General features: G+C 41.4%; 10 protein-coding genes and 1 riboswitch. All 10 genes read left to right on the top strand.

What is annotated here, in order from left to right; genetic code table 11:
* Positions 1 to 20 precede the first annotated feature (20 nt).
* The 10 genes from BW961_RS20735 (at position 21) to BW961_RS20690 (ending at position 16,014) form a co-directional block, all read left to right on the top strand.
* On the top strand, positions 21 to 728 hold the full coding sequence (locus tag BW961_RS20735) for a response regulator transcription factor (RefSeq protein WP_068591381.1): 708 nt from the start codon (positions 21 to 23) through the stop codon (positions 726 to 728).
* Between the two features lie 3 nt (positions 729 to 731).
* Complete coding sequence (locus BW961_RS20730) at positions 732 to 2,141, top strand: sensor histidine kinase (RefSeq protein WP_068591383.1); 1,410 nt, start codon at positions 732 to 734, stop codon at positions 2,139 to 2,141.
* A gap of 207 nt (positions 2,142 to 2,348) precedes the next feature.
* Entirely contained in the window at positions 2,349 to 2,768 is a 420-nt protein-coding gene (locus BW961_RS20725) for a hypothetical protein (protein ID WP_068591385.1), read from the top strand.
* A gap of 16 nt (positions 2,769 to 2,784) precedes the next feature.
* A complete protein-coding gene (locus BW961_RS20720) occupies positions 2,785 to 7,740 on the top strand; it encodes a DUF4132 domain-containing protein (RefSeq protein WP_068591387.1) in 4,956 nt (1,651 codons plus the stop codon).
* Between the two features lie 185 nt (positions 7,741 to 7,925).
* Complete coding sequence (locus BW961_RS20715) at positions 7,926 to 8,429, top strand: DinB family protein (RefSeq protein ID WP_068591389.1); 504 nt, start codon at positions 7,926 to 7,928, stop codon at positions 8,427 to 8,429.
* Between the two features lie 86 nt (positions 8,430 to 8,515).
* Positions 8,516 to 8,625: riboswitch (TPP riboswitch) on the top strand.
* Positions 8,626 to 8,785: 160 nt separating this feature from the next.
* Positions 8,786 to 10,567, top strand: a complete 1,782-nt coding sequence (gene thiC, locus BW961_RS20710) for a phosphomethylpyrimidine synthase ThiC (protein WP_068591391.1) — start codon at positions 8,786 to 8,788, stop codon at positions 10,565 to 10,567.
* A 228-nt stretch (positions 10,568 to 10,795) separates the two neighbouring features.
* Positions 10,796 to 12,076 (top strand): ABC transporter substrate-binding protein, encoded by a 1,281-nt coding sequence (locus BW961_RS20705; RefSeq protein ID WP_068591393.1) that lies wholly within the window; start codon positions 10,796 to 10,798, stop codon positions 12,074 to 12,076.
* A gap of 68 nt (positions 12,077 to 12,144) precedes the next feature.
* On the top strand, positions 12,145 to 13,041 hold the full coding sequence (locus tag BW961_RS20700) for a carbohydrate ABC transporter permease (protein WP_139331704.1): 897 nt from the start codon (positions 12,145 to 12,147) through the stop codon (positions 13,039 to 13,041).
* Positions 13,038 to 13,877 (top strand): carbohydrate ABC transporter permease, encoded by an 840-nt coding sequence (locus BW961_RS20695; RefSeq protein ID WP_068591395.1) that lies wholly within the window; start codon positions 13,038 to 13,040, stop codon positions 13,875 to 13,877. The genes BW961_RS20700 and BW961_RS20695 overlap by 4 nt, the downstream gene beginning before the upstream one ends.
* 16 nt (positions 13,878 to 13,893) lie before the next feature.
* Positions 13,894 to 16,014: an alpha-N-acetylglucosaminidase gene (locus tag BW961_RS20690; RefSeq protein WP_068591397.1), complete on the top strand. Its 2,121-nt coding sequence runs from the start codon at positions 13,894 to 13,896 to the stop codon at positions 16,012 to 16,014.
* Positions 16,015 to 16,111: the final 97 nt, after the last annotated feature.

Here is a 16,111-nt window from a genome sequence, read left to right as displayed (position 1 = left end):
TTGAGGGAAGGGGTCATGACATGTCACTAAAAAGTACGAAGGTATTAATTATAGATGATGAGGAAGACATCCTAAGGATTTTGAAAACAGTGCTAACAAAAGAGGGAATAGATCATATCTATACTGCGACAACGGTGAGTGACGGATTTATGCAGTTCCAAGAAAAGAAGCCTGACATCGTGTTGCTAGATATTATGTTACCTGATGGCGAAGGGTATGACGTGTGCAAACAAATTAGAAACATCTCGAACGTCCCTATTTTGTTCTTATCTGCAAAAACAGAGGAAATTGACAGGATTCTAGGATTTGCTATTGGTGGTGACGATTATATTGTAAAGCCATTTAGCCCCAAAGAAGTGGCTTATCGTGTGAAAGCACAATTGCGTAGAGCTGAATATATCCAGACGGATAAGGAAGATATTCTATTAACAGCAGGTCCTTTTGAATTAAATGAACAGAGGGCAGAATTTAAAAAGAATGGTGAAAACATTGAACTCAGGCCAAAAGAACTTGGCTTAATAACGTATCTTCTTAAGAATGTGAATCGAATTATTAGTAAAGAAAGCCTCTACGATCATGTGTGGGGGGAGGATTTTATAGGATATGATAATACGGTCATGGTACACATTCGCAGGTTAAGGGAGAAAATAGAGGAACAGCCCTCCAACCCTCAATATCTAATTACAGTAAAAGGTTTAGGGTATAAACTTGTTGTAAGGGACGAATAATCCATGAAATGGTTGTTAACGGGAAGATATTTATTATCCATTGTGTTGGTAGTCATCGTCGTGCTTTTTATAAATATCCTGATTGTATTGGGCATGCTCGTGACCTATACTGTGTCGCCGAACCCCTCTTTTCAGAACAGAGAGATATCTGCGGAAGCATTTACGACAGGGTTCCGTGATTACATAGAGATAGCTAATAATCAGGTGACAATCAGTGAACAAGGAAAAAAAGAACTTGAAGTCAATAAGTCTTGGATACAAATATTAGACGAAAATGGCAAGGAAGTATACGGATATCGATTACCAGAAGAGGTAAAGAAGAAATACACGCCATTAGAAGCTATTCAAATGCACAAATATAAGGAAATTAATGGTGAGACTACTGTTTTTGTAAGTGGAAAAGAAATAAATCGAAAAAACTACAGTTTTTTTATTGGAATTGAAGATCGTAATATCGGTAAATACGTCTTGTCGTATGACTATCGGGACATTTTCCAAGTTATTAAAGTGGGTAGTCTTATTTTCATCATCATTGATGGATTTATTGCATTAGTGATTGGTTATTTATTCAGTAAAAGGCTTACCAAGCCATTAAACTTGTTAATTGATGGGATCAAAAGGTTGGCTAACAAAGAATACAATATAAATTATGAACCCAAAGGAATCTACAAAGATATTTTTTATAATGTTAATTATTTATCAAATGAACTAAGAGTGAACGAGATTGAACGAAAAAAGCTAGATAAAATGAAGGAAGAGTGGATTTCGAATATCTCTCATGATATCAAGACGCCGCTCGCCTCCATCTTAGGTTATGCCGAAATGATGAAAGATCCAGACTATCAATTTACATTAGAAGAAATGATGGAATATGCTGAAATCATTGAAAGTAAATCACTATATATGAATGAGGTTATTGAAGATTTAAACTTAACGACAAGATTGAAGAATAAAGAATTGAATTTAATTAAAGAGACGATCAATATGGTGACTCTTGTTCGGAATATTGTGATTGATATATTGAATGATGCCAAGTATTCGAATAGACACATTGAGTTTCAGTGTGATCAAGAGATGATACCATTAGATGTGGATGAGATCTTTATTCGGAGAGCGATAAGTAATCTGATCTATAATGCGATGGTTCATAATGATCATCAGGTAAACATTGTTGTCCGAATTGAAAAGAAGGAACAGGTACACATCATCATTCAAGATGATGGGAAAGGCATAAAGAAAGAAGAGCTCGATAAAATTTTTGATCGGTATTATCGGGGGACAAACACTGGGGAGCTTCATAAAGGCTCGGGGCTTGGCATGGCGATTGCCAATGATGTGATCCGGGTACACGGTGGAGAAATTAAGATCAATAGTGTAGTGGGTCACGGAACGACGATTGAAATCTTACTATAATAGAAGATGATGTGGAGTTCGGACAAGGAGAGCAAGAACGCAGGTTAATATCATAGCAGAGGAGCAACGGCATGTGCCGGGGCTTCTTTTTTTGTTGGAATCTTGTCCGTAAGACTTCTAATTAGAGTTCTAATACTTATATATGGTTAAATATACAATAAGGATAGATGCTTCTGATTATTTAAATGTGAGGTGGAGGAATCGTCTATGAAATTGTATGTAACCGTTAAAAGCTTGGGTAAACGTAAGAATGTACTGACCAAAATTGAAATAGAGCTTCCAGTCGTTCCGACGACTCTGAGGGAACTCATTACGGAAGTTGTTAATGTGAATGTGCAGGATTTAAAGGATAAGCAACAAGGCACGCAGATAATGCCATTCTTAACAGGGGCGGAGATTGAGGCGCGTGGGGAGAATGGAAAGGTAGGATTCGGCTCGGTGTATAACGAACAAAGTCCTGATGTTGCTAAGGCAGTAGAGAGCGCATTATTAGCTTTTGAAGATGGGTTATATAAAGTATTTATTCGTGAAGAAGAGAATAGTCTGTTGGAGGCACCACTTAAGCTGATGGAAGAAGATGAGATTGTATTTATCAAGTTTACAATGTTAGCTGGAAGCCTATGGTGAAAGGGGATAATGATTGATGGAGAAGCAGGAACGAGAGAAACGTTATTTTGCATCATTACAAGAAATAGCTGAGGGGTTAGATCTTCATTTATCTCCATTAGCTCAGTTGGTGGTAGAGTTAGGTCAGATTCAATACGTGACTCAGAATGAAGAATGTTTTACGAAATGTACAGAGATATTGCAGTCACTTGCTGGTGGCAACGATGAGAAATTATTCGAACCCCTAGTGAAAGTTGTAAGGCTACTTACGAATGAGTATACGGGAGAAGTCTTTGAATATATTGCTTCTCATGCGACGGAATACCCTTATGGTACAGGATACGAACGTAGACCTTTCCGTACATCGGAACGGAAGGCCCACATGGGCCAGGTGATTAACAAGCTGAGTTCACTGTTATCCATGGAGTGTCATGATTTCGTAATGATTGATTATTTGACGAGAGCGGACTATCCCTTACGCCAGAATTATCAAATGGCACAGACGATAAGTGATGTCATTGCTTTTGAGATAGATCGTAACAATGCAGAGGTCATTGCGGCACTTAAGGAAGTTGTTTATGGAGATAATCAAACAGCGTTACTTACCCATGGGATGATCAAAGGAATATTTATGAGTCATCAATCGGACTTGTACGTGATGATGGGAGAGCTATTAACGGCTGCACGACTACAAGAGGGGCTTCGACAATCCATTGTGGAACGAATGGACGAGGGAACGCTTGAGGCGAATCTATACATGCTGAAGGTCATCATAGATCAAGGTTATATTCGTTATAGTTCTGTCGTGAGAGCGCTTGGTGTATGGACGGGTATGGGGTTGGAATCAGCGAATCAACGTGTAGCAGGACAACTGATCGAAGGCGTCTATCTTGTCTTAAGTGATGAATCAGTTCGTACATCGTGGTTGTCGAGTGACAATGCGAATCACGTCTATTTAAGTTTATGGGCTACAGCAGTATATGAAGAACGTGATTTATTTAGTGGCATTAAGCACTTGATGGAGCATGGTGCGCTGTATCAGAAGATCATTGCACAGTACGTACTCGTGAATAGTGAGAATAGAGATGTACGTTATGAGATTGCTAGACAATACCTAGATGCTACGGACCCTGAATTACAGTATTGGATTCTATCCAACTATAGTTATGAGTACTTCCGTAATTGGGGGGAAGAGGAAGCTAGCGTTACGATTGTACATACGCCTGTCTTGGAGGATAAGAATGAGCGTCGGCGTGAATTCGAGCAGCTTAAGGGCATGTTCCTTGCCATGACTCACAAAGGGATTTCTGGACCTTCTAAAGTGTTGGATTTCGCACATGTTCATTACACGCCGGATCTCCCCGTTCGGAAGATGTTATACCTTACAGCTTATGATATGGACTGTGAATGGATCGCCACAATAATTGCTTTGAAGGATCGATTAAGTGCGGATATGCGTGGTGAGTTGTTGTTTTTATTCATGAAAGATACGGATCATTCTGCACAGCGTGAATTTATATTCTCATCCCTATCCGATAAGAGTATGCTTAATCGCGAGAAAGCACTCGACAAGGCGAAGAAATTGACGTTATCGGATGAAGAGTTGAAACTAATAGAAGGTTTGTTGAAGCTCAAGACAGGTTCCTTACGTCAAAGTGCTATTGAGTTACTGTTGCGTCAGCCAGAGGCCAATGTGAAGAGCTCACTAACGCGTCTATTACAAGGTAAGAGTGAATTACAACGACTGGCAGCACTGGAGACCATAGTCGAAATTTATGGAGACAGCGAACGAACGAAGCAGTATGAGGGCCTAAGTTCACTACCTCTTTTAATTGAGAATCCCACGCCGAAGGAGCAGCAATTGATTGGAAAGCTTAGTCAAAAGAACGAATATACCGCAACGAATGGCTTCGGTCTATTTGATCCGAATATTATCGAAACTTGGCTAACAGAAGCTCCGGAAATAGGAGGATTTGAGTGGAAGGACATCTTCAGATTATCGACAGAAGAGGTGATTCTGTTCCTTTCTGGGCTGGAGCAAGAAATTCATAATCATCGTGATTATGAATATGAGGTAGAGTATTATTCTGGTTATAAGGATACATTGCTACTCGGTACAGGATTAAGAAGGCTTCATCCACTTCAAGATGAAGAGGAAGATACAGCAGAGCTTACGAAGTATCCGTTGCATGAGGTATGGAGAGATTACTTAGAACGGAGTCATTTAGGTGCTACTGAATTCATGCAGCTCTATTTCTATTCTTTACTTGACCCTCTTGATCAGACATTGAACCAGTATTATCATTATTTCTCTGATGGTGAAATGGATTACACGGAGCTTGCGAAGCATACGTTGCTCGAGGGTTGGCGTAAGGAATTTGCGGAGCAGGTGTATCCTGTTGCTCAGATTCAAGAGATTAAAGATGCACTCAAACAATTTAAGTATAGAGATCAGATCATTACTCTTATTCATGCATACTTCATAGATAGTGATAAACGTTCAACATTTGATTTAAGCGTAGATGCTCTAAATGCTGTGATGCAAGCGATGCCTAAGGAGAAGGTGTCCACTGAATGGGGGATATTCAAGCTCTTGGTGAATCCGTGGTTCTCCATGGCCCGTAGTCGAATGTATGATGATGACAGCTTTAAGCGAGTGTTCCATACTTTCTATGCATTTAATATGATGAGCCCGAAAGAGCGTGTTGATTCCGTACTTGAACTAGAGGATTACTTGCGTGCTTTTGAAGCGGGAATGATCGGAAGAGGAGAAGTATATCGGGAATTGTTAGGGAGTCATGACAGTCGCCATCATATGCGCAGTATTACATCTAAAGGATATGATTGGATCGATGCCAAACCTGAGCTAGTTACGATTCGACAGACTGCTGTAGAGAGAATTCTAGAGATAGAGCTCGAACGTGGCGATCTGGCGACTGATGTTACACCTCTAGGCATGGCACTGAATCGGATCGAGGGTATGGAGCATTTCATTCATATATTATCTGGCTTACAGCAGGACACGTTCATTCGTGGTTATATCTATGGATATGGGGACAGTATCACGAAGAAGGAAACGTTCAGTCATTTACTGAAGATCAGTTATCCACGCGAGGGTGAAGATGACACATGCTTGAGGGAAATGCTTGTAGGTCATAATATTACGGAGAAAAGGTTACTAGAAGCAGCCATGTATGCTCCTCAGTGGTTAGATATTGTAGCTAAATATCTAGATTGGGAGGGTCTGCGTAGTGCAGCTTGGTATTTCCATGCACACATTAATGAAGGCTTCTCTGCTGAGAAAGAGACTGTTGTCGCGCACTATTCACCGATTTCAGCGCAAGACTTTAATGATGGTGCCTTTGATATTAGTTGGTTTAAAGAGGCTTATAATAGGTTGGGGAAGAAACGGTTCGATTTATTGTACGATTGTGCTAAATATATATCAGCCGGAGCTAACCACCGAAGATCACAGCTGTTCGCGGATGCGACACTGGGTAAGCTGGATATTATGGAAATACAGAAGTCGGTAGAAGAAAAGCGGAATAAGGATCACTTACTCTGTTATAGCCTTATTTCATTAGGTGATGATCGTGAGCAGGATATTCGTGATCGGTATGAGTTCATTCAGCAGTTTCTTGTGCAGAGTAAGAAATTTGGTGCTCAGCGTCGGGCAAGTGAAGGCATGATCTCTCAGATAGCCCTTGGCAATTTGGCGAGAAATGCAGGGTATGGTGATGTCATTCGGCTGATGTGGGATATGGAAGCGCGAAAGTTGGACGATATGCAATCCTTCTTCGAGCCCCATATCCTAGATGATGAGACGACAGTACAGCTTCTTATTGATGACGAAGGAAAGTCAGAGATTGGCAGTATGCGTAAAGGTAAGGCGTTAAAATCCGTTCCTGAAAAGTACAAGAAAGATGAATATATTGCTGCTTTGAAAGAAATGAAGGTTGAACTAACAGAGCAATACCGGAGAGCACGTAAGGAGCTTGAACGCTCGATGGAGTCAGGGAACACATTTACACTGCAAGAGTTGAAGGGGTTATCAGGAAATCCAGTTATCACACCGCTATTGCGGACGTTGGTGTTTAAATCAGGTGAGACTTTGGGATACTTCGATGCAGATACAGGTGGACTTCTCGATCCAGCAGGTAAATTAGTTCTTATCGGGGATAACGAAGAACTCCTGATTGCACATCCCCTTCATTTATATAAAAGTGGTCAATGGAGTCAGTATCAGAAGGATTTGTTCGATCGTCAACTCCGTCAGCCATTCAAGCAGATATTCCGTGAGTTATACCTTCCTAATGCGGATGAGCAGGCTAATGAAACCGTTTCTCGCAGATATGCTGGGCATCAAATTCAGCCGAGAAAGACAGTCTCCCTACTCAAAGGTAGGCAGTGGACAGTTAGTTATGAAGAGGGATTACAGAAGGTATACTATGCGGAGAATCTAATCGCGAATCTTTACGCGATGGCAGATTGGTTCTCTCCCTCGGAGACTGAAGCGCCTACGCTTGAGACGGTTCAATTCTTGGATCGCAATACCTATAAGAGCGTGGCCTTGGATAAGGTTCCTCCGATACTGTTCTCAGAAGTGATGCGAGACGTAGATTTAGTCGTGAGCGTCGCGCATGTCGGAGGCGTAGATCCGGAAGCTAGTCTGACTACGATTGAGATGCGAAGCGTCATCGTCAGTGAGTCACTTCGTCTCTTGAAGATCGAGAATGTTCGTATAGAAGGTAATTATGCTCGAATTGAAGGTTCCCTGGGTGAGTATGGGGTACATTTAGGTAGCGGTATGGTTTACAGACAAGCTACGGGCGCTATGCATATCATTCCTGTACATTCACAGCATAGAGGCCGTATATTCCTACCTTTCTTGGATGAAGATCCGAAGACAGCAGAAATTTTGTCTAAGATCGTGCTGCTGGCTGAGGATAAGAAGATTAAGGATCCACAGATTCTAATGCAATTGCAATCATAAATGTATTTCAGAGGTACCTATTGTTAAATGAGAGCTAATCGGAATTTTCCGATTAGCTCTTTTTGGAATATTTATAGTTAAAAAAGGGTTGTATTTCTAAAAATAGAAATACAATTAAGATGCTAGCTATATTTCTTTATTATTGGGGTATCAAATATCAGGAAGAAAAAGGAGGGAATTCGAAAATGACGAATTCAACAATAAAAATGTACGACTACCACGTATGGGCAAACGGAGTGATAATGAATCGTTTAAAAGAACTTCCGCAGGAGATTTATCATAAGGAAGTTCTGAATGGTTTTTCTTCCATCTCCAAGGTGATGACCCACATTTACCTCGTAGATTCTGGATGGTTTGATATTATCTCAGGGAAAAGCATGAAAGAAGCATTTGCATCTGCGAATGCAGTAAGAGAAGAGTTGGAAGCAAACAATATTGAGGAAATGGAAACCCTCTTTTTCAATTTATCCGAGAGGTACAAAGTGTTTATTAACCTTCAAGAAGATTTGGAGAGGGCAATTGTAGTTGATAATCCATATGCAGGGTTGCTTGAAACATCTCCTTCTGAATCGATTCTACACGTTGTAACGCATGGATCATATCACCGTGGCAATGTAGCGACCATGTTGCGGCAATTGGGACATACTTCTGTGATGCAAGATTATGGACTTTATCTATATTCACATTAACAGAGTGTTTTTTTTAATCAAATCTCCCTTTTGTGCAATAATAATTGTGGATATTTTTTACTATTACGTTATACTCAATGTAGCAATTATATCGTCACGGGAGCTTGGTGGGACCAGGCTGAGAGGATAGTTATAACTATCGACCGTCAAACCTGATCTGGATAATGCCAGCGGAGGAAATGGAGTTTTATTTCTATTTGTCTACTCTAAGGGCCGCATCTTAATCAGATGTGGTCTTTTTTATATTTCTCGTAGAAACAGAAAACCGTTCTTATAAGGACGGCGAAGCCGGCTCTACTTGATGGAGTAGACTTTACTCCGCTTGATCAAATCACCTTTACTTAGGAGGAAATGAGATGACAAGCGAAATGAAGAAGGAACCAATCAATTTATCGGCTTTTCCAGCAAGTCAAAAAGTTTATGTAGAGGGCTCACGCCCAGATATTCAGGTGCCGATGAGGGAGATCACACTTGGTCCAACTTCGAGTATGTATGGAGAAGAGGAGAATACGCCGATTCATGTCTATGATACAAGTGGCGCTTACACGGATGCTGGCATTCATACCGATATCCGGCAAGGTTTAGCGCCTAATCGGTTGGGGTGGATCGAAGAACGTGGGGATGCAGAAACGTACGAAGGAAGAACTGTGAAACCTGAGGATAACGGCATTTCAAACGGCAATGCAAATGGAAAAGCAGCGGCGGAAGTATTTCCAGCGCTTCAAAGAAAACCTTTACGAGCGAAGAGAGAACATAATGTCACTCAAATGCACTATGCACGTAAGGGCATTATCACAGGGGAAATGGAATACGTTGCTATTCGTGAGAACGTGGCACCGGAATTTGTAAGAGATGAGGTAGCTCGTGGTCGTGCTATCATCCCAGCGAACATCAATCACCCTGAGAGTGAACCTATGATTATTGGACGGAATTTCTTGGTGAAAATCAATGCCAATATTGGGAACTCCGCGGTATCTTCATCTATCGAGGAAGAAGTAGAGAAGATGAGATGGGCGACACGTTGGGGCGCAGACAACATTATGGACCTATCCACGGGTAAAAATATTCACACGACGCGCGAGTGGATCATTCGCAATTCTCCTGTTCCTATTGGTACAGTGCCAATTTATCAAGCTCTGGAGAAAGTGAATGGCAAAGCGGAAGATCTAACGTGGGAAGTGTACCGCGATACACTCATCGAGCAAGCTGAACAAGGGGTCGACTATTTCACCATTCATGCCGGCGTTCTACTTCGCTACATTCCTTTAACCGCCCAGCGAATGACAGGCATCGTTTCAAGAGGTGGTTCGATTATGGCGGCGTGGTGTCTTGCGCATCATCAAGAGAACTTTCTCTATACTCATTTTGAAGACATATGTGAGATCATGAAGACGTACGATGTTTCCTTCTCCCTTGGGGATGGCTTACGCCCTGGATCGATTGCAGATGCTAATGATGCAGCGCAATTCGCGGAACTAGAGACGTTGGGTGAATTAACAGCTATCGCTTGGCGTCATGATGTACAGGTAATGGTCGAAGGACCGGGACATGTGCCGATGCATCTGATAAAGGAGAACATGGATAAGCAACTTGAAATTTGTAATGAGGCTCCCTTTTATACATTAGGTCCACTTACGACAGACATTGCACCGGGTTATGATCATATTACCTCTGCCATTGGTGCGGCGATGATCGGTTGGTTCGGTACAGCTATGTTATGTTACGTTACGCCGAAGGAGCATCTAGGTCTACCGAACAAGGAGGATGTACGTGAAGGGGTTATTACTTATAAAATAGCAGCACATGCTGCTGATTTGGCAAAAGGACATAAAGGAGCGCAAGATCGCGATAACGCGCTTTCCAAAGCTCGGTTCGAGTTCCGTTGGCGTGATCAATTTCATTTATCGCTAGATCCTGAGCGAGCACTCGAATATCATGATGAGACACTCCCTGCGGAAGGGGCTAAGACGGCTCATTTCTGTTCCATGTGCGGACCGAAATTTTGTAGCATGAGGATTTCTCACGATATACGGGATTCTACGAGAGCCTTACAACTGGAGGAAAAGGAAACAATAGAGGCAGGAATGTTAGAGAAAGCGCAAGAATTTAAAAGAGGCGGTAACGTCATTTATAAATAAATATAGCTAAAATGAACTAAAGATACTCACAAATCCCTAGCCCAGTTGCCCCAACTGGGTTATTGTACATGCATGGAGTTTTGGAATCAGAAATAATCAATAAATCTAAAGAAAGCTGATTATTCATATTGAACCAAAAAAATTTAGATTTTGAAATTGTATGAACTACTCTAAACTCAAGATAAGAAAGAAAAAGAAATAAATACAAATAAACAAGGGGGTCTCACCATGAAGAAGGTTAATATGTTACTTCTCACTGCAGTAACCGCACTTTCGTTGACACTTGCAGGTTGTTCTGGAGCGAAGAACGAACCAGCAGCTGCTGATCAAGGCGACAAGAAAGACAAAGTGAAAGTTAGAATCGCATACTGGAACAAAGAGGAAAGCGTTAAGACGCTCCTAGATCTAGTGAAAGAAAAATTACCGAACATTGAAGTCGAGTATCAATTTATTGATAACAAACAATATCAGAACATTATCGAAACGCAGCTAACAGCAGGAGCAGGACCGGATATTATTTCCACTAATCCATATACGGCTTCTAGATATGCGAAGCTAGGATACATTAAGGATATTTCTTCTTTGGCAGATCGCTATAATGACGGCGGGAAAAATGTATACTCGGTTGACGGCAAATTGTATGCGCTTCCAGGTATTAGCTGGTTTGAAGGAATGTTCTATAACAAAGAAATTTTCGACAAATTGAATCTAAAGCCACCAACAACGTTTGAAGAAGAACTAGCGCTTCATGAAACTTTGAAGAAGAACGGGATTAAGCCGCAGGCCATGGGCGCTAAGTCTTGGGAGCCGATGATGAAATCTTCGATGGCTTTCGTAATGAACGATTTCTTAGCTAAACCTGAGAATAAAGATTTCGATGTTCAATATGCTGAAGGTAAAACAAAGCTTGATGGGAACTGGAATACAGCGATAGAAAAGTGGTCTGAATTAATCAAGAAGGAATACTTAACGGAAGATATGTTGGGTATTGATTATGATCAAGCGCTTGATGAGTTTGCAACGGGTAAAGCTGCAATGTGGCAATCTGGCCCATGGGCAGTTGAGACGATTCAGAAGAAAAATGCAAATTTGAAATTTGATATGTTCCCGTTCTATGGAACTGAGCCAGGAGCAGGATGGTTGATTGGTGGACCAGGCGTAGGCTTTGCAGCGAATAGTAATTCCAAGCATCAGGAAGAAGTTATGCAGGTCTTGGACTTGATTTCGACTCCTGAAGGTCAACAAGCGTTCTGGAACGATAACAAGGGTGGAAGCAGTTATTTGAAAGGCGTTGAATTTGAAATGCCTGAACAATTTGCGAGTGTAAGTGAAACATTGAAAGCTGGAAATGTATATGCACCTTGGAACAACTGGGGTAACGCTTCTAATGTAATTGAAGATTACGGTAAGTATTTCCAATATGTATTAAGCGGTAAAATGACGGTTACTGAAGCACTACAAGCCATTGATAAAAAGACAGCAGAATTAATTAAAGCTAAAGCAGAGTAATGAACCCTAATATTTGTGGCAGTGCTACAGGGCTGCCGCAAATGTTTTACAGAGAGGTTGAATGACATATGAATACGAAAATGAGGTTGTTAAAGAGGGAATTTGATTATCAAATATTGATTTTACCAGTACTGATTTTTTACTTACTGTTCTGTGTATATCCCTTTTTATCGACGTTCTATTATAGCTTTACCGACTATTCCAATATGAAATTAACGAATTTGAAATTTGTAGGTCTTGAGAATTTCATAGGTATATTTGATAGCGACCTGTTGATGATCTCCATTAAGAACTCTATTATTTACGCATTATTAATGACAGTATTTCAGACGACTTTAGGCTTGATACTGGCTGTATTCTTAGATCGTAAATTAAAAACAAAAAATATTCTACGCTCGATGTTTTTCTTACCGGCAGTCTTCAGTCCATTAATCATCGGTTATTTATGGAGTTATCTCATGTCTACTTCAGATTTCGGTCTGATCAACAGTGCGATCACTGCACTTGGATTTGAGAAGATCAACTTTCTTGGTAATCCAGACTTAGCTTTATATTCAGTCGTGGTTACGCAATTATGGCAATGGACAGGATGGGCAATGGTTATCTTCCTTGCCAACCTACAGTCTATTCCCAAAGATTTATATGAGGCAGCGGAAATTGATGGTGCAAATAGCTGGCGTAAATTCTGGAAAGTCACTTTGCCACTTATGCAGCCTTCCGTTAACGTAGTTGCGGTCACAGCCATGATCGGTGGATTAAAAGTGTTCGATATTATCTTTGCACTCACGGAGGGTGGGCCAGGTAATTCGACGGAAACGATTATGACGGCTTATATCAAGACCGTATTTAACGAAGGGTTTTATGCAAAAGGCGCTGCCTTCGGCGTCGTGTTCTTTATCGCTGTCATGATTATCACGATGGTGATGATGAGCTTCTTAAGAAAATGGGGTGAAAATACAAGATGAGTTCAAAATTCGTGCGTAAATGGGGTAACCCCTTGTTTGAACTTTGTATGATTGTTGCTGCGGTGATTACATTTATACCGATCTATTATTTGATTGTTACGACATTTAAAACACCTGAAGATGCTACGCTCTTTCCATTGGCGTTACCGTCATCTTTGAACTTTGCCAACTATTTGGAAGCATGGGAGACGATGCAATATCCGCGTGTATTTATGAATACGTTAATTGTAACGGTCACATCAGTTTTGGGGATTGTCTTGTTCTCCTCTATGGCTGCTTATTCTTTGGCAAGAAGAAACCATGCGTTTAACCGCTTTTTATTCATGTTCTTCTTGGCGGGTATGATGGTTCCTTTCCAAATGGGACTCGTTAATTTGTATAAATTGATCAATGCGCTTGGTCTAATGGACCATCTTGCAGCGGTTACCGTTGTGAATATCGGTACGGGTAGCATCATCGCTATTTTCTTATTTCATAGTTTCTTTCTCAGTTCGGTCCCGATTGAACTTGAAGAAGCTGCTTTTATAGACGGATGTTCTGTTTTTAAAACATTTTGGCTAATCGCGTTCCCATTATTGAAACCGGTTATTGCTACCGTGGTGATCTTAAGTACATTGAACGTGTGGAACGACTTTATGAATCCGCTTCTGTTCCTTCAATCCAGAGAAAATAACGTTATTCTATTGGAAGTCTTCCGTAATGTGGGTCAATTCTCAGTTGACTGGACGAGTCTGTTCCCGATGTTGCTGATGGGTGTTGCGCCACTTATGATTTTCTATCTTGCTATGCAGAAGTACATTATTAAAGGTGTCGCAGCAGGAGCGCTAAAAGGATAAAGGGAAGGTGCATTCTATGATACTTCATGTGGTAGATAAGATGGATGTATTAAGTATGATCGAAAGAGTGATTGGGCAAGAAAAGGCTTCGCAATTTCGATTGGAAACGATAGACCAGGAGAAGGGTCAGGATGTATTTGAGTTAGAAAGTGAAGGCGGGGTCGTCGTTCTCAAAGGCTCCTCAGGAACAGCTCTTGCATCAGGCTTTCACTGGTACTTAAAACATACTTGCAAGGCGCATCTATCATGGTGTGGAAATAATCTTGAATTACCTGACGAATTACTAAAGCTTGATGAGCCAATTCGTCTAGCTACTCCTTATATGTATCGATACTATTTGAATTATTGTACCTTCTCATATTCGATGCCTTTTTGGGAATGGGATCGTTGGGAAACAGAAATTGATCGGATGGCGATGAACGGTATCAATTTGGCGCTTAGTATTGTTGGGCAAGAAGAAGTATGGAGAAGAACACTTCTTCGTGTAGGATATCAAGAACATGAAGTATCTGAATTTGTATGCGGTCCCGCATTCTTCGCGTGGCAGTGGATGCAGAATATGACTTCTTGGGGCGGACCGCTACCCGAATGGTGGTTCGAAGATAGAGCTCAATTAGCACAAGCGATTCACCAACGAATGAAAGATCTAGGCATTTCGCCTGTACTTCCTGGATATAGTGGTATGGTTCCACGGGACTTCGGTGAGAAATTCCCAAGTTCACAACCTATCGATCAAGGGAAATGGTGCAATTTCGATAGACCATCACTCTTGCTTACGGATGATCCGATGTATGCAACCGTGGCTACCGCATTTTATGAGGAACAACAAAAGCTGTTCGGAACAGACATTCATTTCTATAGTGTAGATCCGTTCCATGAAGGTGGGAAAACCGATGGCATTGACTTAGGCGCCTATGCGGTTGGTGTTCAGTCAGAGATGATTCGTCATGATCCACAAGCTGTGTGGGTGTTTCAGGCTTGGGAGGGTAATCCGAAAAAAGAAATATTACAGCATGTGATACCAGAGCAAGCCTTGGTTCTTGATCTGTGGTGCGAATCACACCCAACATGGGAGAGTAATGAAGCTTTTCAAGGGATTCCCTGGGTATGGTGTATGATTCAGAATTACGGTGGTAAAAACGGGATGTTCGGTAACTTAGAGACGATTGCACATGATCCTATTGCTACGATACATAATCCTACTGCAGGACGGATGAGTGGAATAGGAATGGCAATGGAAGGGATAGAGACGAATCCCGTCATGTACGATCTATTGGCAGACTCCGTATGGCGCTCGGATGCGACAGATGTTGGGGAATGGCTAAATGGTTACATTGAACGACGTTATGGCAAGGTAAAGCCACAAGCACGGATAGCTTGGAATTGGCTACATCACAGCGTATATAACTGTAATACGGTACAGCAGGGTGGTATGGAATCATTCATATGTGCGCGTCCATCTCTGGAAATCTCAAGTGTGTCCAACTGGGGACCAAAGAAAGAGTATTATGAACTTGAGGCTGTACGTCAAGCATGCAAATCTCTCTTTGCATGTTATGAAGAATATCAAGATTCGCAGACGTATCGATATGACCTCACAGATGTGACACGACAGGCTTTAGGGGATTTGTCCCGCGTGTATTATGGACGTTTCTCGGAGGCTTATCGGATAGGAGATTATGCAACGTTCGATAAGGAGTCTGAACAGTTCTTGCAACTTGTTCGGATGCAGGAGCAACTATTATCTACCAACAAGGCATTTATGCTTGGACCATGGCTTGAAGATGCTAAGCGTATGGGACGAAGCCAAGAAGAAATAGAATTGTTCGAGTTCAACGCAAGGACGCTCGTAACGCTCTGGGGTCCGAAGGAATCTTCGGAGTCACTGCATGATTATTCTCATAGAGAATGGTCGGGCTTAATCAGAAGTTTCTACTTGCCACGTTGGGAAATGTTTATCCAGAGTCTCAAGGATGCGATATCCAAACAATCGACACCAGTGCCAATTGATTGGTATGCATGGGAATATGAATGGACACAAGGACATGAATTATATGCCATTGAACCTCAAGGGTCACTTTATGAAGCCGTGAGTAGGATCTTGAATACTTACGCTGAATTCGGAACAGAAGAATAACATAGAATTCTTGCAGAAAGCAGCTTTCAGCCAAAATTATGGCGATGAAAGCTGTTTTTCCCGCATTTCACTTGATTTACATGAATATGTTGAGCAT

Origin of the sequence: Paenibacillus macquariensis, from assembly GCF_900156375.1 — a bacterium.
In the GTDB taxonomy this organism is placed as follows: Bacteria; Bacillota; Bacilli; order Paenibacillales; family Paenibacillaceae; genus Paenibacillus_AQ; species Paenibacillus_AQ macquariensis.
Note: the sequence above shows the minus strand (reverse complement) of the source record. Positions and strands in the feature narration are given on the sequence as shown.

Bases quoted from the DNA above. Each gene is read 5' to 3' on its own strand.
- BW961_RS20725 (WP_068591385.1), top strand. From the start codon at position 2,349: ATGAAATTGTATGTAACCGTTAAAAGCTTGGGTAAACGTAAGAATGTA.
- BW961_RS20735 (WP_068591381.1), top strand. From the start codon at position 21: ATGTCACTAAAAAGTACGAAGGTATTAATTATAGATGATGAGGAAGAC.
- BW961_RS20715 (WP_068591389.1), top strand. From the start codon at position 7,926: ATGACGAATTCAACAATAAAAATGTACGACTACCACGTATGGGCAAAC.
- BW961_RS20705 (WP_068591393.1), top strand. From the start codon at position 10,796: ATGAAGAAGGTTAATATGTTACTTCTCACTGCAGTAACCGCACTTTCG.
- BW961_RS20695 (WP_068591395.1), top strand. From the start codon at position 13,038: ATGAGTTCAAAATTCGTGCGTAAATGGGGTAACCCCTTGTTTGAACTT.
- thiC (WP_068591391.1), top strand. From the start codon at position 8,786: ATGACAAGCGAAATGAAGAAGGAACCAATCAATTTATCGGCTTTTCCA.
- BW961_RS20690 (WP_068591397.1), top strand. From the start codon at position 13,894: ATGATACTTCATGTGGTAGATAAGATGGATGTATTAAGTATGATCGAA.
- BW961_RS20720 (WP_068591387.1), top strand. From the start codon at position 2,785: ATGGAGAAGCAGGAACGAGAGAAACGTTATTTTGCATCATTACAAGAA.
- BW961_RS20700 (WP_139331704.1), top strand. From the start codon at position 12,145: ATGAATACGAAAATGAGGTTGTTAAAGAGGGAATTTGATTATCAAATA.
- BW961_RS20730 (WP_068591383.1), top strand. From the start codon at position 732: ATGAAATGGTTGTTAACGGGAAGATATTTATTATCCATTGTGTTGGTA.